The sequence below is a fragment of the Acinetobacter sp. SFA genome (assembly GCF_001647535.1).
GTDB lineage: Bacteria > Pseudomonadota > Gammaproteobacteria > Pseudomonadales > Moraxellaceae > Acinetobacter > Acinetobacter pecorum.
The window spans coordinates 196696-223563 of the sequence record NZ_LSZI01000018.1 but is presented as its reverse complement, the minus strand read 5'-3'; the positions used below and the strand labels follow the sequence as shown (position 1 = coordinate 223563).

Below are 26868 nucleotides of genomic sequence, written 5' to 3'. Positions count from 1 at the left end.
TAGCCTTGCTGCTGACTATATTCCTCACCTCCAAAAGGAAGAAAGGAAAAATATTTAGAAATCTGCCCGAAACTTAATTTCGACTAAATGGAAACCAAACTGGCTTTTGACCGGGCCATGCAATACCCGTTCTGCTGCAGTAAAAACCAGTTTATCAATCACTGGAACCAACTGACCTTTTTTGATTTCACCCAGCTCACCACCACGTTTGGCAGAATTACAGGTCGAATACTGTTTGGCAATTTTATTAAAATCTGCACCACTTAAAATCTTCTTTTTAAGCTGTTCTGCAGTTTCTTTGTCTTTGACCAGAATATGACGCACAATGGCTGTTTTCATGACTTTTTCCCTCGTACAGTTGCCATTTTTTTGACAGGGAGCTGGAGCTTTTTCAAAGGTTGGCATTCAGGACAAAAAACAGAAGCCCGTTGCCCCAATTTAATATTTTCAAGCGTAGTTTCACAGTTCACGCACATTTCACCAGCGCGGCCATAAGCCAGCAAGGTTTGCTGGAAATAGCCATTTTCGCCCATGGCATTGGTGTAGTCTCTTAAGGTTGAACCACCCAGATCAATCGCCTGCTTCAAGATACGTTTAATTTCCAGCACCAACTTTTCAACCTGCATTAAACTTAAAGTCGAGGCTGGTTGTGCAGGGTGAATACCCAGATTAAACAGACTCTCAGTCGCATAAATATTGCCTACGCCCACCACCACATGGTTATCCATAATTGCAACTTTGGTGCCAACATTTTTATTCTTCAGTTTTTCAAACAAATACTCGGCATTAAAGCTCTCACTTAAGGGTTCTGGTCCCAAGGTATCAATCAGTTTGCTTTGGGATTGGGCATCTAGCCAAAGAATACAGCCAAAACGGCGCGGGTCGTGATAACGCAGTTCGATATCTTCAAACTGGATAATCAGATGGTCATGTTTGCGTAATTCTTCCGTGCTCTCGCATAGACGGAAACTCCCAGACATGCCCAAATGCCAGAGCATCGTCTCATGTTCAAACTCTGCCAGAATATATTTGGAACGGCGACTAAGCTTGAGCAATTTCTGTCCCACCAGCCTGTCTATATTTTCCGGAATAGGCCAACGTAAACTTGACTGGCGCACTTCAACACGTTTCACGCGTTGTTCCAATAAGGGTAATAAACTGATTTTAGTGGTTTCAACTTCTGGTAATTCAGGCATAACACATCGCTGGCGAGGGAGATGCAGCTAATATTGGGTGAATCGGCCAGGATTGCAAGCATTAATCTAAAGGAAATAATTGGAAAATGACTGGATACCCCATATTTATTTAAGCTGTATTTTATTTGAAAAATGAACTTTATTTTTAGGTCTCTCTAGCAGAATTTTAGTTGAATAAACCTAACGAGAAAATTGGTTAAATTATAAGAATTTGAAAAATATATAAATAATTTAAAATATCAAAATAAAAATTATATTTTTATATTTAAATTATAACTAAAAGTTTAATCAATAATAAAAAAAATGCTGAGAATTTATATGAAAATTTATGTAACTTCATGTGCCTGAAAGCAATTTTTAAAACCTTGCTTGTTTTTCTCCTTATGTTCGGGTTTTACATGAAATATTTAGGTCTAGCACTATTGCCTTTGTTGGCTGCCATGACAACCGCACAAGCGGAAACTGCATTTGACCCACAAGGTCAGTATTTACTGGGGGACTGGAATGGTCAACGTACAAAAATGGCCCAACAGGGGATCAAATTTGAAGCCAATCTGTTAACCGATACTGCATATCTTGCTGATGGTGGCCGTAATGAAGGTGCAGATCCATTAACTTCTGCCCAATTATGGCTGGGTACTCAACTGGACATGGAAAAACTGGCAGGATGGGAAGGGGTCACTATACGTGCCGCGATGACTGCACGTCAGGGGCAAAGTACCTCTATTCGTGATTTGCAGGATCCTAATGCCCCACAGTTGGCAAATGTACAAGGCACTTTTGGACGCGGTAATCAGGATAGCCGCCTGAGCGAGCTGTCCATTGAGAAGAATTTTAAAGACCAGGGGCTCAGTATTAAGGCAGGCCGTCTTGGTCTGGGCATGGATTTTAATGTCATGGCCTGTGATTTTGCCAGTACGGCATTCTGTGCAGCGCAAATGGGCAAATGGCAGGGCAATATCTGGATGAATACGCCAGTTGCACAATGGGGTGCACGGGTGAAGCAGCAAGTGGCCCCTGAACTCGCGATACAAGTTGGTGTCTACGAGTTTAATCCAGACAATGGTAATGGTGCCAAAGAAGGTCAAGGCTGGAGTCTGGATACCGACCATGCCGATGGCGTAACCATTCCTGCAGAAATCGTATGGACACCGAAATCATTGGTGAATGGCTTGCCAGGCAGTTACCGTATCGGCGGGATGTACAATACTGCTGATGAGGTTGCCAACCAGAAAGATATTGCCCATCCTGCAGATGCCAAAAACCGTACCTTTGCAGGCTGGTTAGCAGTGGAACAACAGATAACGTCTACAGGTCAGGGCCGCCAGGGTCTGCATTCATTTGCCAACTTTACCTGGCATGACCGCGATACTAACAAAGTGGATAATTCACAACAAATTGGTGTGAAATATATCGGTTTGGTTGACACTCAGCCAAATGATATTCTGGGCTTGGCGGTTAACCGTGTGCATGTCAATCATCGCTTCGCAGATTCGCGTCCAGCTTTGAATGCAGATGCAGAATACAATATTGAACTCAACTATAGCTATAATGCAACAAAGTGGCTGATGTTACGTCCAAACCTGCAATATGTGGTGAATCCAGGGTCAAGCAATAACGTAGATAATGCGCTCGTGCTCGGTTTAAGCAGTCGCCTGATCTTCTAAAAAGTGATGCTTCACGTTATAACTAAACAGGCTTATTAAAGCCTGTTTTTTATTGCCTGATCATATTTGACATGAAGAAAGAGGGAATGCCACGTGACATTATTATTTCAACCGCTACAGTTTGGTTCATTATCACTCAGCAATAAGATTATTATTGCACCGATGTGTCAATATTCAGCCACAGATCAGGGTGAAATCACCTATTGGCATGAGCAGCAATGGGCAAGTTATGCGCTCTCTGGTGCGGGTCTGTGTATTGTGGAAGCGACTGCGGTACAGCCAGAAGGCCGGATCAGTTATGCCGACTTAGGCTTATGGAATGATCAGCAAGCTGCCCAAATAAAAGCATTACTGGCCAAGGTCAAATCTATATCGCCAATGCCATTTGCGATTCAGCTCGCACATGCCGGACGTAAGGCTTCTACAGATAAACCCTGGTCAGGAAAAGGGCAGATCGCGCCAGATCAGCTCCATGGCTGGCAAACCGTTTCTGCAAGCAATCTGCCGTTTCAGGCAGACGAACATCCACCCAAAGCCCTAAGCCATTCAGAAATTGAGCAAGTCATTGCTGACTTTGCAAAAAGTGCCGAACGTGCAGTGGATGCCGGCTTTGACATGATTGAGTTGCATGCAGCACATGGTTATTTATTGCATCAGTTTATGTCACCGCTTTCAAATAAACGCGATGATCAGTATGGTGGTTCACTGGAAAACCGGATTCGTCTGACACTGGAAGTATTGCAAGCCATGATGGCCGCAGTTCCGGAAGGCTATCCGATCGGGGTACGTATTTCGGCCAGCGACTGGATGGATCAGCCAGACAGCTGGACCATTGATTCTTCAATTGAATTGTCTAAAGCACTGGAAGCTGCTGGGGCTGCCTATATTCATATTTCCAGTGCCGGTCTGCATGTCAAACAGCACATTGATGTGAAACCGAATTATCAGGTGCCTTTTGCAGATGCGATCAAGAAAGTGGTGAGTATTCCTGTGATTGCTGTGGGATTGATCACTGAAGCAGAGCAGGCAGAAGATATTCTGCAAAAAGGCCAGGCCGATGCCATCGCCATTGCCCGTGCCATTCTGTACGATCCACATTGGCCTTGGCATGCAGCCGCAGCGCTTGAAGAGAAAATCAAGATTTCACCGCAATATCTGCGCAGTGCCCCGCATGGGTTGAATCATTTATTTGAGCCTTTTTAACACTGCTTTAGTGTCAGAAATTCTTATAATAGGAAATCGCTGGCAAGAGGATAGTGCATTATGATTTTTGCGGTCATTGTGCCCATATTTTTATTATTGGCACTGGGTTATCTGACTGTAAAGAGTCAAGTATTAAGCAAGGAACAGGTAGGTACGGTCGGTGCTTTTGTCATTAAAGTGGCCTTACCCTTGCTGTTCTTTCAATCCCTTGCCTCCAAAGACCTGCATGAAATCTGGTATTTTGAATACTTTGCAGTGTATAGCAGCGTGACCTTAGTGCTCTATGGCAGTGGCTTCTGGATCATGCGCCAGTATTTTCAGAATACGCATTCGCAAAGTGCTGTCCTGTCTCTAGGTGCCGCAATGTCAAATACCGGTCTGATTGGTACGGCTGTGCTGAGTTTATTGATGGGACAGCAGGCAATGACCTATACCTCTCTGGTGGTGATCATTGAAAGTGTATTGCTGATTCCGCTGGTGCTGGTACTCGCGGCAATGGGGACACAACATCAGGCGAATCTAGGTTCCATTTTAAAAAGTGCATTGCTCACCTTGCTAAAAAATCCCCTGTTTATGGGGGTGATGCTCGGGATGGCCTGTGCTGTATTCCAGATTAGAATTCCGGTCTATCTCGATCAGATGTTTGCCTTGATTGGTCAGACTGCCTCACCGCTGGCCCTGTTCGCAATTGGCGGTGGTATCGTGGGAATGAGCCTGAGATATGTCAACCTGCAAAGTTTTTATCTGGTATTTTCCAGCAATATTATCATGCCACTCTTGATGTATCTGGGGCTAAGCCAGTTGACGGGCTTAAATCAGGAAATGGTTCGTGCCGGTACATTGATTGCAGCTTTGCCAATGCCCACGATTTTTGGCATGTTGGGGCAGGCGTATGGGCTGAATGATCGAGCCTTAACCCCATTGTTGATGAGTACTATTGCCGGTTTTATGGTGACCAGTGGTTTAATTGCTTTATGGTGGGGATAATCTTTTAGAAGATGAATGCTCTGTCATTAAAAAAAGCCCCCGATGTGTAGGGCTTTTTTATTTAAATTTATTGATTCAACTTAACTTTTTTTCGCAGGTGCTTTTTTCTGCTCAGCCAGCATTTTGTCTACTGCTGCCAAAGATTCTTTCGCCTGCGGAATATTTTGCTGCGCCAGTGCAGCAAAGATTTTTTTCGCTTCTGGCAGGTTTTGCGGAACAATACTGCCATTGGCAAACATATTCCCTACTGCCATCAGCGCCGGAATATAGCCTTTTTTTGCCAGTTCCTGAATGCTGCTTAGGCCTTGCTGAATCGGTTTTTCATCTTTGTTTTTGAAACCGCTGCTGATGTCATATAAGGCTTTTGCATGAATGGCCTGCATATTGCCTTTGCTGATTAGCGGTTGCAGTTTTTGCAGACCGGCTTTATTGGAGGCTGGCGTATTTTCAGAAAATAGCAGTACCGCCAGATCTACGCTGGCATCTTCAAAATTGGCTGCCGAGGCACGTTCCAGATGCTGTTTGGCTTTGGTCAAATCCTGTTTGAGACCGAGTGTGCCAGCTGCATAGTTTTTACCCAATACATAATTGGCTACCGGATAGCCTTTGCTGGCAGACTGCTCATAGAGTTGAATGGCTTTTTTCTCGTCTTTGACGGTACCTTGGCCAGTCTGGGTTAAATAACCTAAGTTATATAAAGCCTGGGCATTGCCTTGGCTGGCTAGCTTGCTTAAAGCTTCATAGGCGCCTTTAAAATTATTGGCTTTCACCATAGCTTCAATTTTTTCAAATTGCGGATCGATTTGATCTTGTGCGGTATTTGCCAGAGCGAATGATGCAGAAGCTGCGAGAACTACCGCGAGGATTAACTTTTTCATGGTTCCTATAACCTTATTATTGCTGGCACCCTATTCCTTGGTGCGGTTTTAATCATTTTTACTTACATCATCATAAAAGGATTTTATGCTTTGTAAATATGTAATTTGTCACTAAATACAAATCATCAGGACATAATTCACTGGTTTAATCGATGCATGATAGGGACAGGTTTTCGCTCAATTCCAAAGATATTGAAAGGATTACTTTAATTCAGCTATTTTCTCTGATTAAATCTCGCTTTGCATCAGACTCCCAGGATTTCAGCATGTTTGTCAAAACTATTAGACGTCACTATGACAGAATCAACGCAGATGACTCGATTGCCGATGAGGACAAGATTGATGCGTTATTGATGAAACTTGGGGCAGAGTTTTTGATTAGCCAGGAAGACCGGGTATATATCTTTCAAAAAGGTGAACTCACGGCAAAGTTTGATGCCAAACATGCGCGAGCCTATCATTTTAAAGACTATGTCGTGAAAGACATGAACAAACTGTTCCACGGTTTCTAAAATTCCAAAATAAAAAAAGCCAAGAATCTCATCTTGGCTTTTTTTATGGGCGGAACCTGAATTATTGCGGACGCGCGACATCCCCACTCAATGCTTCCGGAAGCTCCAGCACTTCTAGGCCCAATTCGGTTAATGCCTCAGGCTTTGCGACCACCAGCGCTTTATAACCGGCATCAGTCGTGATGCTATTGATGACTTCTACATCATTATTCAGTTTTGTTGCCACAGCAGGTGTGGCACCTGTACCTTGAACCAGATGTAACCAGTGTTTTGGCTTGGCTTTAAACCATAAGCGCGCAATCACTTCCTGACCCAGATAGCAGCCTTTGTCATAGTGAATGCCTTCGCGTTGATGCAAACGCAATTCCTGAGGTTGAAACAGATTGGCGGTAGCTGCCTGAATCCAGGCCTGACCTGATTCAATGGCTTGCTGCTCCCACAGGGTGACATTGGTTTCAGTCGCAACGAAGTCAGTATAAATACCATTGATGACCGGATATACCGGACCGACCAGTTCCAGTTTCATTTTTGAAAAAGCACCAAACTTCTTAATGTGATTCGCCAGTTCTGTTGCCTGATCTTCAGTGCTTACGATTTCAAAGCTTTCCGGACTGATCTTTTTAAGCCATAAGCCAAATTGAATCCGTCCTTTCAGGCTACAGATCGCAGTATAGCGGGTCTGGTTTTCTGCCAAAGTTTCAGTATTCAAAGTCACCTGACCTTGAAGGAATTTTTGTGCATCGACACCATTTAGACTAAACAATGTGAAAGCAGGAGACGTTGCCATAATAAGCCCCAGTTTGAATACTATAAATCAATGCAGTTATTGTGCAGCATGCATCAGACAGAGGCAAACAAAAAAGCCCACAATCTAAATCAAGAGGTTTTTGGGGTAATTGGGAGGTAGAGATGATATGTTTCTAATGCAGATCAATGACAATGAGCTTACCTTCAAAAATACTTACTGTTTTTCTCAAGCGCTAATTTTTGGGGGCGGGGATAGAACAAAGATTCTGCCTGAAATTTGATGGTTTTTTATGCTTTCATTAATTTCTCATACTAAAGAATGAGAAAAATTCAGGTCAATTTTTAAGAAAAATCACAATTTAGAGTCAAAATTCTAAAGTGTGAAGCGTAAATTACTGTAAAAAGGCTATATTTCATATTTAAAGCTTTGAAAATTATAAGATTTGGGAAATGGACTTTCGACAGCGTACAATGCCTTGATTAAAAAACAAGTCATCAAGAAAATTTGATGAATAAAAAGAGTAATGAATGAGGGCAGGTAAGCTATGAATAACAACTACCGTAAACCACTACAAGGCACCCAGTTAGAATACTATGACGTGCGTCAGGCCGTTGAAGATATCCAGCCAGGCGCATATGCCAAACTCCCCTATACCTCCAAAGTGCTGGCTGAACAGCTGGTCCGTCGTTGTGATCCTGCCATTTTAGAACAGTCTTTACGTCAGCTCATCGAACGTAAACAGGACCATGATTTTCCTTGGTATCCGGCACGTGTGGTCTGTCATGACATCTTGGGTCAAACTGCACTGGTTGACCTTGCAGGCCTGCGTGATGCCATTGCCGACCAGGGTGGTGATCCTTCTAAAGTCAATCCGGTGGTGCCGACCCAGCTCATTGTCGATCACTCTTTAGCTGTAGAGTATGGCGGTTTTGATCCGGATGCTTTTGAGAAAAACCGTGCCATTGAAGACCGCCGTAATGAAGACCGTTTCCATTTTATTGAATGGACCAAAACGGCATTTGAAAATGTCGATGTGATTCCGGCAGGTAACGGCATCATGCACCAGATCAATCTGGAAAAAATGTCACCGGTGATTCAGAATCGTGATGGTGTGGCATTTCCTGATACCTGTATCGGTACAGATTCGCATACACCACATACCGATGCCTTGGGCGTAATCTCGATTGGTGTCGGTGGTTTGGAAGCTGAAAATGTGATGCTGGGCCGTGCCTCGTGGATGCGTCTGCCAGATATCATTGGGGTAGAGCTGGTCGGGCAACGTCAGCCGGGCATTACTGCAACGGATATCGTTCTCGCTTTAACCGAATTCCTGCGTAAGGAACGTGTGGTTGGCGCATATTTAGAATTCTTCGGTGAAGGTGCAGACAGCATGTCAGTCGGTGATCGTGCCACGATTTCTAATATGACCCCGGAATATGGTGCAACGGCAGCCATGTTCTATATCGATCAGAACACCATTGATTATCTGACTTTGACCGGCCGTGAGCCTGAGCAGGTGAAACTGGTTGAAACTTATGCCAAAGAGATCGGGCTTTGGGCATCGGAGATGACTCAGGCTGAATATCCGCGTGTGCTGCGTTTCGATTTATCCACCGTAACACGCAACATTGCCGGCCCATCGAATCCGCATGCACGAGTATCGACAGCAGATCTGAAAGAAAAAGGCATTGCCGGTAATCTGGAAGCTGCACGTGCACAAGAAGCAGAAGGTTTAATGCCGGATGGTGCGGTGATTATCGCGGCGATTACCTCATGTACCAATACCTCCAACCCGCGTAATACCGTAGCAGCCGGTTTGCTGGCACGTAAAGCCAATGAACTTGGTCTGACCCGTAAGCCTTGGGTGAAATCATCTTTCGCGCCGGGTTCTAAAGCGGCAGCCCTGTATCTGAAAGAAGCAGGGGTTTTAAAAGATTTAGAAAAGCTGGGCTTTGGTATTGTGGCCTATGCATGTACCACCTGTAACGGTATGTCGGGCGCATTAGATCCAAACATCCAGCAAGAAATTATTGACCGTGATCTATACACGACTGCAGTATTGTCAGGTAACCGGAACTTCGATGGCCGTATCCATCCCTATGCGAAACAGGCTTTTCTGGCATCTCCACCGCTAGTAGTTGCTTATGCGATTGCCGGAACCATCCGTTTTGACATCGAAAAAGATGCTCTGGGCACAGACAAAGACGGTAATCCGATTTACTTAAAAGATATCTGGCCTTCGGATGAAGAAATTGATGCCTTGGTCAAAGAGTCGGTCAAGCCGGAACAGTTCAAGAAAGTGTATATTCCGATGTTTGATCTGGGTGAACGTAAAAAGGCAATAAGTCCGCTGTATGACTGGCGTCTGCAAAGTACCTATATCCGCCGTCCGCCGTATTGGGAAGGTGCACTGGCTGCACCGCGTACCCTCACCAACATGCGTCCATTGGCTATTCTTGGCGATAACATCACTACTGATCATTTGTCCCCATCGAATGCGATTGTGCGTGACTCGGCAGCAGGTGAATATCTGGCGAAAATGGGGGTACCTGAGGAAGACTTTAACTCTTATGCGACGCATCGTGGTGATCACCTGACTGCACAGCGTGCAACCCTGGCGAATCCGAAGCTGTATAACGAAATGGTGGTGCGTTCTGACGGTACCATCAAGCAGGGTTCAAAAGCGCGTGTAGAGCCTGAAGGCGAAGTGATGCGCATGTGGGAGGCGATTGAAACCTACATGAACCGCAAGCAGCCGTTGATCATTATTGCCGGTAAGGATTATGGTCAGGGTTCAAGCCGTGACTGGGCGGCGAAAGGTGTGCGTCTGGCAGGTGTAGAAGCCATTGTGGCAGAAGGTTTTGAGCGTATTCATCGTACCAATCTGGTGGGTATGGGCGTGTTGCCACTTGAGTTTAAGCCGGGTACAGATCGTAAAACATTAAAGCTGGATGGTACTGAACTGTATAGCGTGATTGGTAATATTGCACCACGTTCTACTTTGACTCTGGTGATTGAGCGCGCCACTGAAGATGGTAAGGAACAGACCATCGAAGTGCCTGTGACCTGTCGTCTGGATACCGAAGAAGAAGTTTCTGTATATGAAGCGGGTGGTGTATTGCAACGCTTTGCACAGGATTTCTTGGAAGGGAATGTGTAATTTTCCTCTTTAACCCAAAGTCCATTATGTGGCTTTGGGTTAGTAAGTATAAATGAATACTCTTGGTTAATAATCCATAAATTAGTTTGTAAGTATTGCTAATTCATTTGGATAAAAGGTTTTTAAAATTTCCTTCAATAGAATTGGATATGGTATTCCATAAGCTTTAGCAATTATTGAAACTGAGTCTAAAGGTAAATTAAAAATACCTGATTCTAATTGTTCTATCACATTCGGAATTTCAGGGTATTTCTCCAATAAGTCCGATGGATTAAAAGGTGTAGTTAGTTCTTTTTTAGCATCTTTTAATGTATTTGAGAATGATAAAGGAGAGTTGAAAAAAAACTGCTGTTCTTCTTTTTTATAGAAAGTAGGTTTAAAGCCTTTTCTTCTGAGTAACCAATGTTTTAAAGATGTTGCGCATAGGACATATTTAGAGACTGTTTCGATTTCGCCAGCACTGATAGCATTTTTTAATGTCCTAAGATCAATTCCTGCTAATTGGGCAATTGCTTTGGGATAGTTACAGTTATCGGCGTCAAAATAATTTACGGTAGGATCATGCTCAAGTGCATGACGGACTAAAGCCATTGTCACTATTTCATTTGATTGTGCAGTAATTTGAAAATGATCTGAATGTATAATGTGTATAAAGTCCACACAGTCAGTTAATTCGTCAATACAACACTTATAACCATTGCCATTGACAGCATACTCATATACCCACTCAAATGGATACCAAATTGAACTATTTCTAAAGTAAGTTCTAGCTTTTTCTTCATCTTGTTTAATTTTAAAAGTAGGTAACTCGTAAGCAGATCCTAAATCTTCATATTCACGTACACCAAAAACTTGTTCCATGATGCCATAAATGCCCATATAAGCTTGCATTGTTGAAAAATTACCCAGAGCACACTCATAAATATTTTGGAAAAATTCTTCTTTAGAAATAACTTTTTCTTTAGCCATTAGGATTAATCAATTTAGGGAATTATTATTACTTTAACATTTTTATGAATAATTCAAAGAAAAAATCATAAAAGTATTGTTTTTTTGCTTTTTATTTAATATGATTATTTCATTGAAAATATCATATAGAATTAAGTTATGAATGAAGTAATTGTTAATGAAGCGAATCTTAAAAATAATCACATTTACTTGAACGAAATTTACTCAATTTTTCCAGCAGAGGCTATAGGAGGGAATAATGCGTCATCGAAAGGAAAAGAGCTGGAGATTAGATATATATGCGATGGAAAGACAAAAAAATTTATGACTGATATTGCAGGTGATAAAAAAATATTTAGAAAACGTGGAAAGCTCTCAGGGACTGGCATGCTTTTATCGGATTTAGATGTTAAAGCGGGTGATATTCTTAAGTTTAAAAAGATTGATAAATATGTTTTTGAAATTTGTGTAGTAGTTTAAAGTTGTGGCTACCTTGTATATGTAGAACCAATGAAGTGGACTTACCTTTGTCCTGTTTCGAGTAGTAATTGGTCAGTGTGTAATATACAAAAAACGCGAGTAGTTGTGGGTAGTGTTTGGAACCGTCTTTTAGCTTTTAAAAGGCGGTTTTTTTATTAGTAGTCTTCGCCCAAATGCCACCATCATTTACAAAAATGGACAATAGACATTCATCACTGGAGGGTTATACTAGACAGACCATTTCTAAAACCATGGAGAACAAAGATGGTTACTGCTGGCGAAAAACCCGGAACAGGCTTCTATTTTTGTGTTCAATGCGGTCACCGCACCTACTTAGAAATTGGTACTGATCGTTTACCACCGTGTACCAAATGCCAAGGCAATCAATTTAACAATAAGAATGCCTAAGCAAAAAAACTCAAACAGTTACCCTCTGTTTTGAATGAAAGCCCTATTACTCAATAGGGCTTTTTGCTATCTATATATCTTTATTAAGAGTTTAAACTTGATTGAAAATTGATCAATAAAACCTCATCTTAAACTCTAGATTCACAGTGTTTAAGGCAGCTCAATTGCAACATTATCTTGATCTGAATCACGACTCAGGTATTGCCAACTATGAGATTGGTAATGAATTTATTCGTGTGCAATTCAAGAAAACCTCTAAAATCTATACGTATAGCTATAGCAGTGCCGGTTATCAGCATGTCGAAAACATGAAACAGCTTGCTCAATATGGCGATGGACTAAATGCCTATATTAATCACCATACTCGTCACCTGTTTGTACGCTAAAACTGGTCTGCTTCTTGCTTTGTTAATAGTGCCATCAAGGTAAATATTTTTAAAGAATAAATAGCTGCCTTGAAATAGTACCCGTGCATATAAAAGAGAGGACAGTCACCTATGGACATTAACGGGCATGCACCAGAATCAGGAAAATTAGATCAAAAAGCCCATTTTTATTCCGCATGGCCGCTTATCTTGATTCTTTTCGGAGGGGTGATTGGCTCACTATATGGTGTGATCGCCTATCTGCTTAATCTGAAAATCTATAGTTCTGAACTGACCAGACTCAACAAGGTTTTGGCTAATCTCCTTTGTGGGATGTCAGCCATCAGTGCCTGGTGGTTTAGTGCACAATGGATTCAGAGCAATTTCTTTCAATAAAATAGAAATTCTCTACTGAATATAAATTACAACAAAGATCATTTTTATCGAATAAAAAAGCGTAAAAAAATGAAAATAGAATTTATTTCTCTTTATTTGGGTAGATATTGAAATAAATTTTCAGATTTAATCGAAATTAAAAAAACATAGGAAATTAATTCCGTCCATCTTTGCCTAATATAACTCTCAAGGGTGTGATGGGATCGGAAAGAGTAGCATGCTGTGAGCGGCGCAAAACGCGAGTGCAGTACGAACCCAAAAGGTCTCGATTCGGCTTAGGACGCTATAGACCAAAAGTTTATAGGCTATAAGATCAGGTCTTACCAAGAATGATAGTTGAAGTAAACCATCGCGAGTTTTCCTAACACCCTAAAAAATTCTCTGCTCAATTTAAATCATAAAAATTAAAATATATAAATCATTATCTTATAATTCATCTTCATTCCAATAAGATACAAATCAATTCTTCATTTTTCAAGATGATCTGTTATTTTAAAATCATGAGTTGCCCCGCAGGGGAATCAGCATGAATCTCGATATCTGGTTTCAGTTTTTACTGTTTTGCACACTGATCAATTATGTCATTCTCATGATCTGGTTCATGCTGTTTGTATTTGCCCGAAGCTGGATAAGACAAGTGCATGGCAAATGGTTTCGGCTGTCAGATACCAGTTTCGATGTGATTCATTATTCAGGTATGGCACTCTATAAAATTGGAATTCTGCTATTTAATTTGACGCCCTTGGTCGCAATTTATCTGATGAATCAAGGCTAGGTACTCAACTGCGATTGAATCTTCGAACGATAAGAATAAGACTGGTTCAGCATGAGTTTATCGTGAATGTATTGCGTGGCAGGATCAATAAAAACTAATAATATTTCAAAGGAGTTGAAGCATGAATCAATTCAAATCAGCACTGATTTTAGGTGCCTTGATCGGCTTGGGGATGATTATAGCAGGATGGATTCTGGGTCATAGTGCACTGAAAATTAAAGAGTATGAGCGCATAGTTTCAGTTAAAGGCTTGGCAGAACGCGAAGTCAAAGCCAATGTGGCGGTATGGCCAATCCGTTTTAATGCCGGTAGTCAGGATCTGGCCGAACTGTACGATATCATGCAAACCAATACCCAGGAAATTCAGACCTTTTTAAAAAATGAAGGGTTTAGCGCGGAAGAAATTACCAGTGCATCACCGAGTATCACCGACAAATACGCGCAGCAATATGGCGGTGATGCCAATGTTGCGCTACGTTATACTGCCAGCCAGACCATCACCGTCTATACGCATAAAATAGATAAAGTGCGTGTAGCACAAACTCGACTGGTGGCTTTGGGCAGAAAAGGTATTGCCTTTGCGGGAGATGATTCTGGACAAAGAACAGAATATCTATTTACCAAGCTGAATGACATTAAACCGGCGATGATTGAACAAGCCACACAAAATGCCCGCAGTGTGGCAGAAAAATTCGCTGCAGATTCAAAAAGTCGTCTGGGTAAAATCAAGTCCGCCAACCAGGGGCTGTTTAGTATTGAAGATCGCGACAGCAATACCCCATATTTGAAGAAAGTACGCGTAGTCTCAACGGTCGATTATTATCTGGCAGATTAAGCTGAGCTGGTCAGTGACTGTAATTGACAGCCTGAAAGCAGCTTGTTATTTTGCGCGCATTATTCCCGACGCTATACCTAAAATGCCCATTAACCATGACTTTGTCTATTGTCCACCGCAAGAACCGCTGCGTATTATTTATGAAGATGATGATCTGGTGGTGATTGAAAAGCCGGCCGGATTATTGTCGGTTCCCGGGCGTTTACCTGAACATCATGACAGTGCCTATTTACGTGTGCTGGATAAATATCCGCAAGCCAAAATCACCCATCGTCTGGATATGGCCACTTCCGGTATTTTGATGTTCGCCAAACACCGCGATGCAGAAGTGGCAGTGAGTAAAATGTTTCAGGCACGTACGGTACATAAAAATTATGTCGCGCTGGTACAAGGCAAACTTGAAGGTGAGGGCAGCGTCGACGTGCCTTTAATTACCGACTGGGAAAACCGTCCGCGTCAGATGGTGCATTTTGAACTGGGAAAGGCCGCCAAGACCTTATATCAAGTCTTAGAATATTTACCCCAGCAAGATATTAGCCGGGTACTACTGATCCCCATTACCGGTCGTTCCCATCAGTTGCGAGTGCATATGCTGCATATCGGTCATCCCATTACTGGCGATAAAATTTATCATCCTGAACCCCAGCGTAGTCCTTTAAATCGTATGGCCTTACATGCCAGTTATCTGGCCTTTACCCAGCCTTTGAGTGGTGTCCCGGTCGAAATCAAGGCAGATATTCCATTCTGATTTATTTTATTGAATAGTTATCTCGTCATATATCCGGGTTTTAAACTCATAAAAATGATGATGATCATGCCATTAACATGAGTTGGCCGAAGAGAAAAATGTGAGAATTTGTTTCCGCAACAGCTACAAAAAAGTATCTAGGCAAGCCTGTTTCAGTGAAATTCGTGTATTGATCAGTTGCCTTTCTGGCTGATGATGAATCATATAAATTTTTAATGTTCGGTTTATCTCTTGATGATGAGCCTAGAGAATTTTTATTCTTTTATCTCCTGCTATAGGCCTGATGCCTTTATTTCACTGGTTGTTAATTTTTCCATCATTATTTTTAAACTTTAAGAATATATCCTTTGATATAAAAAAAATTTCAGTTGTTTTAGAAAGGAGGTAGTTTGGACTAATTATTAGTCCATGACATATCCCTAATAATAATTAAAGAAAAATAAAATGAGTGAATGACTTAGTGATGACCAACGGCTTTGATTGCCTGCCAAAAATGATGCAAAATTAATCAATACTTTATAATAATTTTTTTAAATTAATAATTTAGGGCAATGCCCGGGGTTAAAGGAAAGAACGATGCTCAATATAGCTCTCTTCGTTCTCGCGAGTGTTCTGTTATTTGCTTTGCTATGGAGTTTGAAGGGACAGACTTCACTACGTAACAATATCCTGTTTTTACAGGAGAATCTGGATCATTCACGTAGCAAACTGACAGATTATGAAACTCAAGTCGATGAATTGAATTATGAAATCACCCAATTGCGAGTACAGAATGGCAGTTTAAACATTGCGCTGAATAAATACAGAAAATATCAGGATATCTGGAATATCGAGCAATATATTGTTAACCGGACCTTGCAGGCCGAAAACTTTGTTGAGCTGACCAAGCTGGATGCCTCGATCATGATCGATGATCTGAAGGCCTATATTGCAAGAGTCAAAGATTATCTTGTCCAGTTTCAAGCGCAGGCCATAGCCGAGATTGAGCAGCAAGCCCGAGAAAGTTTACAAGGCTATTATGAACAGGCCAGGCAGCAGCATCGCCTGCAAGAAGTATTGAGTGCTTTAGAGCATAAAATACAGGAGAAGCGCTTTGGTTTACAGTTTCCAGCTTCCCACCTTTTAAAGCAGCTGCTTGAGGGTTATGGCGAAACAGATGCGGCTCGGCATCTGCGTCATGTCCGTGAAAGTATTCAGCAAGCCATAGAAACACAGCAGGTGGCGAACTGTAATTATGTAGACGATAACCGCCGTCGAAGTACCATAGAGATCCTCAGTCTGGCTTTCAACAGTAAAGCAGATTTATACCTCTCCCAATTAAGCCCAGACAATCTCGCCGAAATGCTGCAGGCCTTAAAGAATGATTATGTATTACTGAATTATACTGGGCAGGCACTGAGTCAGGCCATGATTCAGGAGTCCTATCTTGACCTGCGTTTAGAGGAGCTCAAGTTTGCTGCAATGCTGTTGCAACTGCGACAAAATCACCCGCATCCACAGATTGCCTAGATGATGAAGGTTACAGGTCTAAACGATTTTTCTGGAACATTCTGATGGCCACATATTGCTTTAAACCCTGATATTTTGAGGATTTTTAGTTTGAAGGAGTGGATCAGTTATTCATTCTATATGTATAAAAATCATGTGTTTATTTATGGTTAAAAGATAATATTTTTTGTCTTGTTCTCGATAATTGTACAAAAATCAGCTAATCTTAAATGCAGAATAAAACAGCATCATAATAAGGATACTTCTATGTCACGTGATTACAATCAATTTCCTGACGATGAAAATGGCAATGTACTGTGGCAAATGCATCAGGATGGCGACGATCTGCAGGAAGCACATGAGATTGAATTTTCGATTGCCTTTGCTGATGAAGCACAGGCGGATCGTTGTGCTCTGCATCTATTAAAAGAAGAACAGAAAATCAGCCTGTTTCAGGATGAAGAAAGCGATACCCTGGAATGGATCATCACGATTTATGTGTATATGGAGCCAGCTTACGAAGATATTGTGGATCTGGAGCAATGGTTCAGTAAAATCGCTGCACAATTTCAGGGCGAATATGATGGCTGGGGTTGTATGGCCTACGTCTATGACGATGAGCTGGATGAAGAAGAAAGTAGCCTGCGCAGCAGCTGATCCAACCTATACTTAAATGATTTAAATAAAAAAAACCGGGATTACCGGTTTTTTTTGTCTGTTCAATACAATTTTTATGCAAAAAACTTGAATTCGCACATAGATACATACTCATTATATATGGCCAGATAAAAACTGGATAAAATGACCGAGATGAGTTTTCAACTCAAGCTGATCATTTACTATAAATGCAGGGACTATCCCTCAATATAAAAATAATAAGAATAAATAAAGGACAGGACCAAATGAGTTACACCTTAAAAATGCATCGTGTGTTCAGTGCACCACCGGAGCGGGTGTATCGTGCCTTTGTGCATCCGGATGCATTGGCGAAATGGTTGGCACCGCATGGCTTCATTGCCAAGGTTGAACATGCGGAAATCAAACCCGGTGGCCGCTATAAAACCACTTTTACCAATTTCTCTACCGGTACCCAGCATCATTTTCACGGCATTTATCATGAAGTTGTTCCTAACCAGTTATTGCGTTACACCGATCAGTTTTCTACCCCGGACCTAGAGGGTGGAATAGAAGTCACCGTCATCTTTGAAAAAGTATCAATCGGCACCAGTTTACATATTATTCAGGTAGGTTATCCGGATGTGGTACCACCGGCGGTGTGTCATTTGAGCTGGCAGGAATCACTGCAACTCTTATCTTTACTGGTTAATCCACAGATATCAGATCATTGATTTCTTCAAGCTCAGGTGCTGGTTGCATTCCAGCTTTTCTGGTAATTAGCGCTGCCTGCAAAGATGCTATACTGTACGCTTATTTGTTTGTTTATTTAATTTTTCTCTTTTTCGAGGTTTTTATGGGTCTGCCAAACTGTCCAAAATGTCAATCTGAATATACCTATGCAGATGGCGATCTACTTATCTGTCCTGAGTGTGCACACGAGTGGAAAGAAGGCGAAATCACTGAAGAGCAAGTGATCATTAAAGATGCTAATGGCAATGTGTTGGCAGACGGCGATAGCGTAACGGTCATTAAAGACCTGAAAATCAAAGGTTCATCTTCAGTGGTAAAAGTGGGTACCAAAGTGAAAAGTATCCGCTTGTTGCCGGATGCGGCCGATGGGCACGATATCGATTGTAAAATTGAAGGCATTGGGCCGATGAAACTGAAATCTGAATATGTAAAAAAAGCTTAACTTGATCTTGGCTAAAGAAATCTGTTGAGAAATAACATGGCTGATTTAGCCTATTATTTCTCAATATTGCCATAAATGCTGGGCTGACCATTTTTGTAGCGCCCTGATCCTTACCTTTCTGATTCGAGACCCCTTCAATGCCACACCTGCATCTGGAATATTCTGACAATCTGCAACACATCGAGATCAAGCCTTTATTGGTCGCGATCCATCAGGCACTTGTGGGCGCCGGCTATGTCAGCGATCCCAATGATTTAAAAAGTCGGGCAATTATGCAGCAGGATTATGTGATTGGACTGGATGTTGTGACAGACCAAGCTTATGTGCATGCCAAAATTTCCCTGTTAAGTGGGCGCAGTGTCGAAGTACGTCAGGCAATTTCTGAATTGGTACTCGATCTGATGCAGCAATATATTGCGCCCCAGCCGGGCTTAAACATACAGCTCTGTGTGGAAATCATTGAAATGCCAAAGCAGACTTATAGTAAAGTTGTTATTTGAATGCTGGCGTTGACAGGAGTATGGGATAAGAATTAAATGTATTAAAATTTTATCAATTGCAGTTTGAAAATTATAAATAATAAAGCTAACTGGTCTGCAAGGAATTCCTGTTTTCCTTTCTGCAGACTTTTAAAAAATCTATTTTTAAATGATGTTTTATGTCATTTACAGACAGGAGAGAAAAGCTCTAAAGTAGATTTCGATTGCTGCTGCTTCCTGAATCATCCAATCATGAAACAGCATGCTCATTCTGAGAGAAATAAAAATAATTGTATAAATGATGTCAGGTGAGTTTTGGCGGATCAGGTAGTAAAGAGAGTGAAGCGAGAACAGCGCTTTAACATAAGCAGAATAATAAAAAACAAAAGATCAAAAATCCGGTGAGATGAGTGAGCCGCGATTTAAGGTCTGAATTGTCCGGTTAAGGGGAATTTTATGCAAGTTTTTGGCAATCAACAATTGGCTCGGGAAGTCATGGCATTTCTTCGAGAATGGGACAATGCCATAGCCAGACTCGAAATTCAGGATATTATTGAATTGTGCCGGCCCGATATCCGTCTGGTTGATGTCAGTATGGAGGTGAAAGGTGTCGAAGCCTATCAGGCCCTCTGGCAACAATATCGGCGCTTTATGCCCGAAGGAATACGTGTAGAGCGGCAGAATATAAACATTCATGTCACGCATGATCTGGCCATGGTAGATGGCTATGTGCGAGTCAACTATGCGGTGATTGAACCGATTTTTCAATTAGGCTGGTGTCGGGTGAGCATGTGCCTGAGCAAGCAGCAGGGCAAATGGCAATTATTACATCAACATACCTCAGTTCCGGTACAGCTCGAAACCCGGAAAATGCGTCGGATCAAAAGCGTGAGTTAAGCCACCAGGCTGAAAAGATTTAAATGAAATATCTTTGCAAATGATTACAGGAATACCTTTGTAACAAAAATAGAGAAAGTCCTAAATTGTGTTGAAGGAATAATAGTTTAGGACTTTTCAGGTGGCTAACAACAAGAACAGTCAAATACAACCCCGATCAAGCAACCTGCAACAGCAGAATGAAGTATTCATGCCGGATCAGTCCGAACAGCAGCGCACCCAACATGCACTCAGAATGATGGCTGGCTTTGTGATTGCTGCCGTCGTGATAATGGCACTATATTTTGGCCGTGATATTTTTCTCCCTCTGGCCTTGGCTATTCTGCTGGCATTTTTGCTCTCGCCACTGGTTTCCCGTCTAAAACGCTGGGGCTGTCCTCAATGGGCCGCAATTGGCCTGGTTATGTGCCTGACCTTGTCATTTTTGGGGGGTGCTGCAACCTATCTGGGGGTACAGCTTGGCAAGCTGAGTCAGGAGCTGCCGCAATATCAGGACACCATCCAGAAAAAACTGAATATGCTCAAGGACTATCGTCAGGGGCCGAGTATGTGGGATGGCGCAATCCAGACCTTTGACACGGTAGAGAACTCGATAGAAGTTCCAGATCAGGAAAAAGACGACCCGAATGTCCAGAATGTCAAAGTAGTAGGCCTGGAACCCTCGAGTGAAGAAGCTGCACTGGACTGGTTAAATAAAATCCTGAATCCGCTGGCAATTATCGGGATTGTGTTCCTGTTCATGGTATTAATTTTACTCAATCGCAAAGACCTGCATGACCGCTTTCTGAAGCTCTTGGGCGGTAATTTGAATATCGGAACCGATGCGCTTGATGATGCCGCCAAAAGTATCGGAACCTATTTGCGCATGCAGCTGCTGGTCAATGTGACCTATGGTATTCCCATGGCGATTGGACTGCTGGTGATTGGTGTGCCGGCAGCGATCATGTGGGGACTGATCGCGGTAGTTATGCGTTTTGTGCCCTATGTTGGCCCGATCGTTTCAGCTATTTTTCCGATTACGCTGGCCTTCGCCGTTGATCCGGGCTGGGACATGGTGCTATGGACTGTAGCCTTGATACTGGTGCTGGAACTTATCAGCAATAACGTGATTGAACCGTGGCTCTATGGGGAAAGTACCGGTCTGTCTACTTTGGCAATTATTCTGGCTGCCACGTTCTGGACCACTCTCTGGGGACCGGTGGGGCTAATCTTGTCGACGCCTTTAACTGCCTGTCTGCTGGTTTTGTCCAATTATGTGCCGGCACTGGGTTTTGTCAAAACCCTGCTCGGCAGTACGCCAGTATTGTCCCCCTCCGAGCGTTTTTACCAGAGACTGGTGGCTGATGAAGTCAATGATGCAATGCAGGTAGCCAATGATTACATCTGTGCGCAATTGCCAAAAAAGCCCAGTGCAGAAGAGGTGGCTCGTCGTGTACAAATGTTCTATGGCGAAGTGGCTATTCCAGCCATTCGCATTTATTCGCAAGGACATGATAGCGATGTTACTGCCGAACACCGGTTGCGCCTTTATCAGGGCTTGCAGTTCTTTAATCATGCGTTTCAAAAAGCTTATCCGAGCAAATTAAATGCTGAGCAGCCCGAAGTCTATTGCGTTGGTGCGCGTTGGGAAATTGATACCCAAATTTCTGCCATGTTGGCGCACACCCTGAATCTTAAACAGATTGCTGCCCGGAATGATCCGAATGTGCTGATTCAATCGGGCGAATCTGAAAAGGGCATTGTATTGCCAGCTTCAACCAAAATTTTATGCGTGTCGATTTTTCATCATGCGCCTGCGGCACAGATTCGTTTGCTAAAATATAATTTGGAACAGCAATATCCTGATTTGAAAATCATTTTTGCGACTTGGGGTGTGACACAGCTAGAGCTTCTGGATGAACTGCAACAACGTTTTGAGCTGGAGGCACTGGTCAATAATGTCGATGATCTGATTCTGACTGTCGAGACTTATACCTTGGATGAAGGGGAAAGCTGGTTTGAGAATCTGGAGATCAAGAATGAAAAAGAACGACAACAGGCTTTAAATGAATTGGGTTTATTGGATCATCGTCATCAGATCCTTTATAAACAATATATTGAAGAAGCCCGTCAGGCCTTTGACGTTGATTACGCACAAATTTCCTGGCTGAATCAGCATGAAATGTATATTCCGGTCAGTCCTTTTACCCAAGAACCTGTAGCAACCCGACAAATGTGCAAGGATTCAGTCTGCACTCATCTGCTCTATCAAAATGAGCCTTTGGTGATAGAAGACCTGCAGCGTGACCCTCGCTTTCCACATCTGTCAGAATTAAGACAGCAGCATATCCGTTTCTATGCCGGTGTGCCCTTAAAAGATAAAAATGGAATAGCGCTGGGGAGTCTGTGTTTGCTGGACAAGCGACCAAGACAGATGCAGGCGGAAGATATGATCTTGCTTAAGGCTTTGGCACAGGATTTGATGGCAACCCTGAGCAATGAGCGCAAGAAAAAAGATAAACAGAAGCAGATTGAACAGATGCAGCCAGCTAGCTCGGTAAGCGTTTTAAAAAAGGACTAAATGATGAAACAAAAATGGATCTACAGCATCAAAACCATGAGTGTCACATTCGCCTTGGCCAGTATCAGTTCATTGAGTATGGCAGCTATTCAGGGCCTGCATTTTTCACATAAGGATTGGGAAATTGCCTGTGATAATACCGGGACCTGCCGTGCTGCCGGATATCAATCTGACTCAGACATGGACCGGCCAGTTTCGGTGCTATTAGAGCGTGCTGCGGGTGTGAATAGTAACATCAAAGCTCGGGTCCAGATTTTACCCTTAACGATGGCCACGCCCACTCGACAGCTTCAGTTGCAAATTGCCAATACAGCTTATGGCATGATTGGTCTGAATCGGGAGGGAATAGGGCAACTCAGTAATGATCAAACGCGAGCCTTGCTAAAAGTTGTACAGGGAACAGCTCCAGTTGTATTTAAGAATACGCAATCACGCTGGAACTTATCGACCGCTGGAGCCAGTGCCGTTTTACTCAAGATGGATGAATTTCAGCGTCGACTTTCTACATCCTCAGCCTTGATCAGGCCGGGAAAAAAGTCCGATCAGACGGTCCTCAAAGCCGCAGCGATACCGAAAATTCAGATACCAAAATATCAGTCAGGCAAAGTCACTCAAGCGAAACTGAAGACGACAGCCAGTCAGCAAATGATTCGAAAACTGCAAGCGACTACCAACGAGGATCAGTGTGACTTGCTGTTTAGCCAGAATTTTATGTCGGATGATGTCATGACAATTTATCCCATCAATGCTCAAAATCAGCTGGTTCAGATTCCATGCTGGCGCGGGGCTTATAATGTGGGCAGTGGTTTCTGGCTGATGGACCAGAACAGGCAGTTGAAGCAGCTGGTAACCACTTCGGGAGAAATCTTTAATAAAGGCCAGATATTTTCCGGGCAAAAAGTGCGCGGTTTGGGTGATTGTGTTCGTCAGGAACAATGGGCCTGGAATGGCAAGAAATTTGTCAAAAGCTTCAGTAGTCTGACCGTGCAATGCAAAGGCTTTGCTGGCGGTGCCTGGAATTTACCGACCTATGTAAGCAAAGTCATTTATCCGGCCAAATAGTCTTATTTAAAAAATAGCAGCGATAAAAAAAGCCTGAAGCATTCAGGCTTTTTAATTTTAAATCATGTGATCTTAAAAACGCTTTGGAATTCTCTGGCCATTTGGAACAGGAATTTCAGCATTTTTTAATACCCCAAATAGCCAGGTTTCAGCATACTGTACTGCAGTTTTTAACTGATCGCCCATAGCCAGACGCCCGGCTATGAAACTGGCCAGTGAACAGCCTGAACCATGATATTCACCTGGCAAACGGGGACAACGGGTTTCGTTAATCAACTCACCTGCAATATACAGGCTGTTCTGAATATAATCAGGCGTATCTTCATGGCCACCTTTGACCAAAACCGCCTTTGCACCCATTTCAAATAATTTTTGAGTGGCCAGTTTGAGGTCTTGTTCACCGGTCAAGGCACGCAGTTCAACTGTATTTGGCGTTAGGATGGTGGCCAATGGAATAAGCTGGGTAAATGCTTTGACTAACGTTGCCTGATTGCCCAGCGAGCCGCCACTATTGGCGACCAAAACCGGATCCAGCACATACAGATAATCTGGATGTGCAGTCAGAAATTCGGCCAGAGCCGCGATATTGTCTGTAGTGCCTAACATGCCGGATTTTACGCAACGAATGGGCAGGTCATTTACCACCGCATTGGCCTGTGCCAATAGCAATTCTCTGGAAGTGGCTTCGAAACCAAAAACCTGCTGTGAATTTTGAATGGTGAGGGCTGTGCAGGCAATTGCCGCATGTGCACCACTTTGACCAATGGCTTCAATATCTGCTTGAAGGCCGGCTCCACCTGAAGGGTCTAAACCGGAAAAGCAAAGTACGGTAGGGCGCAAAAATGATGTCCTTCATTCACTAAAATTGCATTAGTATAGGCAAATTTGAATGAACTCTCGATATTAATTTATATCGGTGCCGATGAGAGGGGATAGGCGGTGATTAAGAATATTTTAATTGATCTGGATGGAACATTAACTGACCCGAAAGTGGGGATTACGACGTCTGCGCGCTATGGTCTGGAAAAGATTGGTCATCCGATTAGCGATGAGATCAATATTGACTGGATTATTGGCCCTCCCTTAAAAGCCTCGCTGGCCAAAATCTTAAATGTTGAAGCCGATCATGTTCTGGCCGAGCAGGCTCTGATGGCTTATCGGGAGCGCTTTGCAGTGAAGGGTCTTTATGAAAATCATGTTTTTGAGGGTGTAGCAGAAACCCTGGCAGAACTGAAACGCCGGGGCTATCGCTTGTTTGTCGCTACGGCAAAACCGACAGTGTATGCCAAACAGATTCTGGAGCATTTTGATCTGGCCCAGTATTTTACAGAAATTTATGGCAGTGAGCTGAATGGCGAGCGAACCAATAAAGCTGAGCTGATTCAGTATATTTTAGCGCAGCAACAGTTACAGGCCGATCAATGCATGATGGTCGGTGACCGTGAGCATGACATTTTTGGTGCCCGTCAAAATGGTATGGAGACTATTGCGGTAAATTATGGCTATGGCAGTCAGCAAGAATTAGCACTGGCACAACCTAAATATCAAATAGACTGCTTTAATCAGTTGCTAGATTATTTTAAATAAAACCTAATCTTTGCTTATTTTATGTGAGCTGATTTTTAGAGAGGTGATGTCTATAAGCTGCTTTGTTTATAGCGAATATACTATCTGGCAACCAGTTCTCTTATGATGAAATTATAAGCCGTATTAGCATCCTGCAGGCCATAGAGTTTTTTTATGGGTCGAATATTTAAAGCGTCAAAAACCAGCTCGATGCCAGCACCACCATAATGACGATCATCAGAAAAATTTTGATGATCGTCAGGCGATGTTGGGAGGGAAGACTGGCTTGGGTCAGCGCATTTCCTGCGTGATCAAACAGGATGACATTTTGCACCTTACTTTCATAACCGAGTTCGAGCAAAGCGCGCTTTTCAACTTCAGTTAAACCATCTTCCGGCAAATCCATGATTTGCAGCAATGCTATAGGGCTGAATAGCCTTTTCATGACCGGTGAGGGTAACAGCTGTTTTAGGGTCACTGCGGCTGCATCAAAGTCGGCAATAATACTCCGGGGATGGTCATAAGGTACATCCGGTAGGCGTGTATGTGTGATCGTGCCATCTATATCCATTAGCTGCATTTTGTCTTTATAAATTTGCACCCATACAGCATCTGGAAATTTTACTAATTGTTCTTGCAGCATTGGTAAGGTCTGATTTTGTTGATATTTACCCACTAAATAAGCGATAAACGTCTCTAGCATCAAGACGGGATTTGTAAGGTTCGGTTATTTGGCAGGAGAACCATATTTATTGTTTTGTGGTTTGGTTTCAGTTGCCCACCACCAGATCAATACAAGAACACCAATCACGGTAAGCATCAGTAATTGCCACCAACCAGAGCGTCCAATATCATGTAAACGACGCGCGCCAACTGCCAGACTCGGGACCAGAAGTGCCAGATTAAGCAGGCTATTTACTATGGGTTCAGTGCCTAAAACTGTATCTATGACCTCAGCAATAATGCCTAAAATTACACAAAACAGCATAAAAAACCAAAATTCTTTACGGCGTGCCCGGCCAGAAAAATTTGCATAGTTGGTCAGACATTTTACAAACCAGTCAATGCTGCTGTAGTTTTCCTCGGCCTGATCCAGATTGGAATATTTACCGAGCTCACTGGAAATTTTTTCCCCGAGATAAATGGCATTGCCCAGAGCCAGATAAATATCAGCGGCTTCACCCGCGCTGTTTACGATAAAATCGACCCGATCCCCGCGTGATGGCGGACGTTCTGCACGCCAGTCTGCACCATTAAAAGTATAGTGCTGGTTATCATCCCCCGAGATCACCCCGGTATTGTTTTGGATAGAAAAATTAAGAATTGAGCCTTTCATGCTGGTTCTCGTCTATCAAGCTGGATTATTGTTTTAACGCGAGGTAATTTCTTATCAGAATAACTTTAGCATAACCTGATTTTTAAAAATTCATAGTGAAATGGCAGCAGGTTTCTCATATATTCAGAAGCGTTATAGCCTCAGTACTTCGATCTTCAATTCAGGAATAATGGAGATACTGGATTATTAAGAATAAAGAAGGTAAAACAGTAATCCAGCTGATTTATTTGTGAAATTTTTATCAGAAACTCAAGCTCAATTTACGCTGTAAATATCAACTTTTATATTTAAGGTAGGGTTTTAAGTTTGAATATGTAACGTCATAATAAACAGGTAGTTAGGGTTTTCTTGTTTACAAAAAATA

General features: G+C 42.6%; 29 protein-coding genes. 21 read left to right on the top strand and 8 right to left on the bottom strand.

Features of this window, described 5'->3' with window-relative positions:
* Positions 1 to 54 precede the first annotated feature (54 nt).
* Together AY607_RS10875 and mutM are read right to left on the bottom strand one after the other, a co-directional pair.
* Positions 55 to 339 carry a peptidylprolyl isomerase gene (locus AY607_RS10875; RefSeq protein ID WP_064097089.1) on the bottom strand — a complete coding sequence of 95 codons (285 nt, stop codon included), beginning with the start codon at positions 337 to 339 and terminating at the stop codon, positions 55 to 57.
* The gene (gene mutM, locus AY607_RS10870) at positions 336 to 1196 is read right to left on the bottom strand and encodes a bifunctional DNA-formamidopyrimidine glycosylase/DNA-(apurinic or apyrimidinic site) lyase (RefSeq protein ID WP_064097090.1); all 861 of its coding nucleotides are present in this window, start codon (positions 1194 to 1196) and stop codon (positions 336 to 338) included. The genes AY607_RS10875 and mutM overlap by 4 nt, the downstream gene beginning before the upstream one ends.
* 398 nt (positions 1197 to 1594) lie before the next feature.
* Here mutM and AY607_RS10865 point away from each other — a divergent pair, with 398 nt between their 5' ends.
* The 3 genes from AY607_RS10865 to AY607_RS10855 all read left to right on the top strand — a co-directional run bounded on the left by AY607_RS10865 (position 1595) and on the right by AY607_RS10855 (position 5053).
* Entirely contained in the window at positions 1595 to 2863 is a 1269-nt protein-coding gene (locus tag AY607_RS10865; RefSeq protein ID WP_064102554.1) for a carbohydrate porin, read from the top strand.
* Between the two features lie 93 nt (positions 2864 to 2956).
* Complete coding sequence (locus tag AY607_RS10860; protein WP_064097092.1) at positions 2957 to 4066, top strand: NADH:flavin oxidoreductase/NADH oxidase; 1110 nt, start codon at positions 2957 to 2959, stop codon at positions 4064 to 4066.
* A 60-nt stretch (positions 4067 to 4126) separates the two neighbouring features.
* Positions 4127 to 5053 carry an AEC family transporter gene (locus AY607_RS10855; protein ID WP_064102522.1) on the top strand — a complete coding sequence of 309 codons (927 nt, stop codon included), beginning with the start codon at positions 4127 to 4129 and terminating at the stop codon, positions 5051 to 5053.
* Between the two features lie 80 nt (positions 5054 to 5133).
* Here AY607_RS10855 and AY607_RS10850 read toward each other — a convergent pair whose 3' ends face one another.
* Positions 5134 to 5931, bottom strand: a complete 798-nt coding sequence (locus tag AY607_RS10850; protein ID WP_064097094.1) for a tetratricopeptide repeat protein — start codon at positions 5929 to 5931, stop codon at positions 5134 to 5136.
* Between the two features lie 266 nt (positions 5932 to 6197).
* Between AY607_RS10850 and AY607_RS10845 the strand changes: the two genes are divergently transcribed.
* Complete coding sequence (locus AY607_RS10845) at positions 6198 to 6443, top strand: hypothetical protein (protein WP_064097127.1); 246 nt, start codon at positions 6198 to 6200, stop codon at positions 6441 to 6443.
* A gap of 61 nt (positions 6444 to 6504) precedes the next feature.
* On the opposite strand, the gene AY607_RS10840 is transcribed toward AY607_RS10845, so the two are convergent.
* Positions 6505 to 7230 (bottom strand): YgfZ/GcvT domain-containing protein, encoded by a 726-nt coding sequence (locus tag AY607_RS10840; RefSeq protein ID WP_064097095.1) that lies wholly within the window; start codon positions 7228 to 7230, stop codon positions 6505 to 6507.
* Positions 7231 to 7735: 505 nt separating this feature from the next.
* Here AY607_RS10840 and acnD point away from each other — a divergent pair.
* Positions 7736 to 10351 (top strand): Fe/S-dependent 2-methylisocitrate dehydratase AcnD, encoded by a 2616-nt coding sequence (gene acnD / locus AY607_RS10835; RefSeq protein WP_064102521.1) that lies wholly within the window; start codon positions 7736 to 7738, stop codon positions 10349 to 10351.
* A gap of 81 nt (positions 10352 to 10432) precedes the next feature.
* Here the strand turns inward: acnD and AY607_RS10830 are convergent, their stop codons facing one another.
* Positions 10433 to 11320, bottom strand: a complete 888-nt coding sequence (locus tag AY607_RS10830; RefSeq protein WP_064102520.1) for a hypothetical protein — start codon at positions 11318 to 11320, stop codon at positions 10433 to 10435.
* Positions 11321 to 11458: 138 nt separating this feature from the next.
* On the opposite strand from AY607_RS10830, the gene AY607_RS10825 reads away from it, so the two are divergent.
* The 15 genes from AY607_RS10825 to AY607_RS10760 all read left to right on the top strand — a co-directional run bounded on the left by AY607_RS10825 (position 11459) and on the right by AY607_RS10760 (position 23602).
* Positions 11459 to 11779 carry a hypothetical protein gene (locus AY607_RS10825; RefSeq protein WP_064102519.1) on the top strand — a complete coding sequence of 107 codons (321 nt, stop codon included), beginning with the start codon at positions 11459 to 11461 and terminating at the stop codon, positions 11777 to 11779.
* A 264-nt stretch (positions 11780 to 12043) separates the two neighbouring features.
* On the top strand, positions 12044 to 12187 hold the full coding sequence (locus AY607_RS14875) for a zinc ribbon-containing protein (protein ID WP_004645925.1): 144 nt from the start codon (positions 12044 to 12046) through the stop codon (positions 12185 to 12187).
* Positions 12188 to 12351: 164 nt separating this feature from the next.
* On the top strand, positions 12352 to 12573 hold the full coding sequence (locus tag AY607_RS10820) for a hypothetical protein (protein WP_064097128.1): 222 nt from the start codon (positions 12352 to 12354) through the stop codon (positions 12571 to 12573).
* Positions 12574 to 12684: 111 nt separating this feature from the next.
* Positions 12685 to 12948, top strand: coding sequence for a hypothetical protein (locus AY607_RS10815; RefSeq protein ID WP_064097099.1), 264 nt, complete (start codon positions 12685 to 12687; stop codon positions 12946 to 12948).
* A 526-nt stretch (positions 12949 to 13474) separates the two neighbouring features.
* A complete protein-coding gene (locus AY607_RS10810) occupies positions 13475 to 13723 on the top strand; it encodes a DUF6868 family protein (protein ID WP_064097100.1) in 249 nt (82 codons plus the stop codon).
* 121 nt (positions 13724 to 13844) lie between these two features.
* On the top strand, positions 13845 to 14558 hold the full coding sequence (locus AY607_RS10805) for an SIMPL domain-containing protein (protein WP_064102518.1): 714 nt from the start codon (positions 13845 to 13847) through the stop codon (positions 14556 to 14558).
* 82 nt (positions 14559 to 14640) lie between these two features.
* Positions 14641 to 15306, top strand: coding sequence for a pseudouridine synthase (locus AY607_RS10800; protein ID WP_064102553.1), 666 nt, complete (start codon positions 14641 to 14643; stop codon positions 15304 to 15306).
* A gap of 576 nt (positions 15307 to 15882) precedes the next feature.
* On the top strand, positions 15883 to 16815 hold the full coding sequence (locus tag AY607_RS10795) for a DUF4041 domain-containing protein (RefSeq protein WP_064102517.1): 933 nt from the start codon (positions 15883 to 15885) through the stop codon (positions 16813 to 16815).
* Between the two features lie 246 nt (positions 16816 to 17061).
* On the top strand, positions 17062 to 17451 hold the full coding sequence (locus tag AY607_RS10790; RefSeq protein WP_064097103.1) for a ribonuclease E inhibitor RraB: 390 nt from the start codon (positions 17062 to 17064) through the stop codon (positions 17449 to 17451).
* Positions 17452 to 17696: 245 nt separating this feature from the next.
* Positions 17697 to 18143 carry an SRPBCC domain-containing protein gene (locus AY607_RS10785; protein ID WP_064097104.1) on the top strand — a complete coding sequence of 149 codons (447 nt, stop codon included), beginning with the start codon at positions 17697 to 17699 and terminating at the stop codon, positions 18141 to 18143.
* A gap of 122 nt (positions 18144 to 18265) precedes the next feature.
* Positions 18266 to 18604, top strand: a complete 339-nt coding sequence (locus AY607_RS10780; RefSeq protein ID WP_064097130.1) for a zinc ribbon domain-containing protein YjdM — start codon at positions 18266 to 18268, stop codon at positions 18602 to 18604.
* A gap of 137 nt (positions 18605 to 18741) precedes the next feature.
* Positions 18742 to 19104: a 5-carboxymethyl-2-hydroxymuconate Delta-isomerase gene (locus AY607_RS10775; protein WP_064097105.1), complete on the top strand. Its 363-nt coding sequence runs from the start codon at positions 18742 to 18744 to the stop codon at positions 19102 to 19104.
* 435 nt (positions 19105 to 19539) lie between these two features.
* Positions 19540 to 19980, top strand: coding sequence for a YybH family protein (locus AY607_RS10770; protein ID WP_064097106.1), 441 nt, complete (start codon positions 19540 to 19542; stop codon positions 19978 to 19980).
* A 121-nt stretch (positions 19981 to 20101) separates the two neighbouring features.
* A complete protein-coding gene (locus tag AY607_RS10765) occupies positions 20102 to 22540 on the top strand; it encodes an AI-2E family transporter (RefSeq protein ID WP_064102516.1) in 2439 nt (812 codons plus the stop codon).
* A 3-nt stretch (positions 22541 to 22543) separates the two neighbouring features.
* Complete coding sequence (locus tag AY607_RS10760; RefSeq protein WP_064102552.1) at positions 22544 to 23602, top strand: DUF1176 domain-containing protein; 1059 nt, start codon at positions 22544 to 22546, stop codon at positions 23600 to 23602.
* 72 nt (positions 23603 to 23674) lie between these two features.
* On the opposite strand, the gene AY607_RS10755 is transcribed toward AY607_RS10760, so the two are convergent.
* Positions 23675 to 24442 carry a hydroxymethylpyrimidine/phosphomethylpyrimidine kinase gene (locus tag AY607_RS10755; protein ID WP_064097131.1) on the bottom strand — a complete coding sequence of 256 codons (768 nt, stop codon included), beginning with the start codon at positions 24440 to 24442 and terminating at the stop codon, positions 23675 to 23677.
* A 99-nt stretch (positions 24443 to 24541) separates the two neighbouring features.
* On the opposite strand from AY607_RS10755, the gene AY607_RS10750 reads away from it, so the two are divergent.
* The gene (locus AY607_RS10750) at positions 24542 to 25189 is read left to right on the top strand and encodes an HAD-IA family hydrolase (RefSeq protein WP_064102515.1); all 648 of its coding nucleotides are present in this window, start codon (positions 24542 to 24544) and stop codon (positions 25187 to 25189) included.
* A gap of 166 nt (positions 25190 to 25355) precedes the next feature.
* Here AY607_RS10750 and AY607_RS10745 read toward each other — a convergent pair whose 3' ends face one another.
* Entirely contained in the window at positions 25356 to 25871 is a 516-nt protein-coding gene (locus tag AY607_RS10745; RefSeq protein WP_064102514.1) for a hypothetical protein, read from the bottom strand.
* Positions 25872 to 25895: 24 nt separating this feature from the next.
* Positions 25896 to 26504 carry a DUF805 domain-containing protein gene (locus AY607_RS10740; protein ID WP_064102513.1) on the bottom strand — a complete coding sequence of 203 codons (609 nt, stop codon included), beginning with the start codon at positions 26502 to 26504 and terminating at the stop codon, positions 25896 to 25898.
* Positions 26505 to 26868 lie beyond the last annotated feature (364 nt).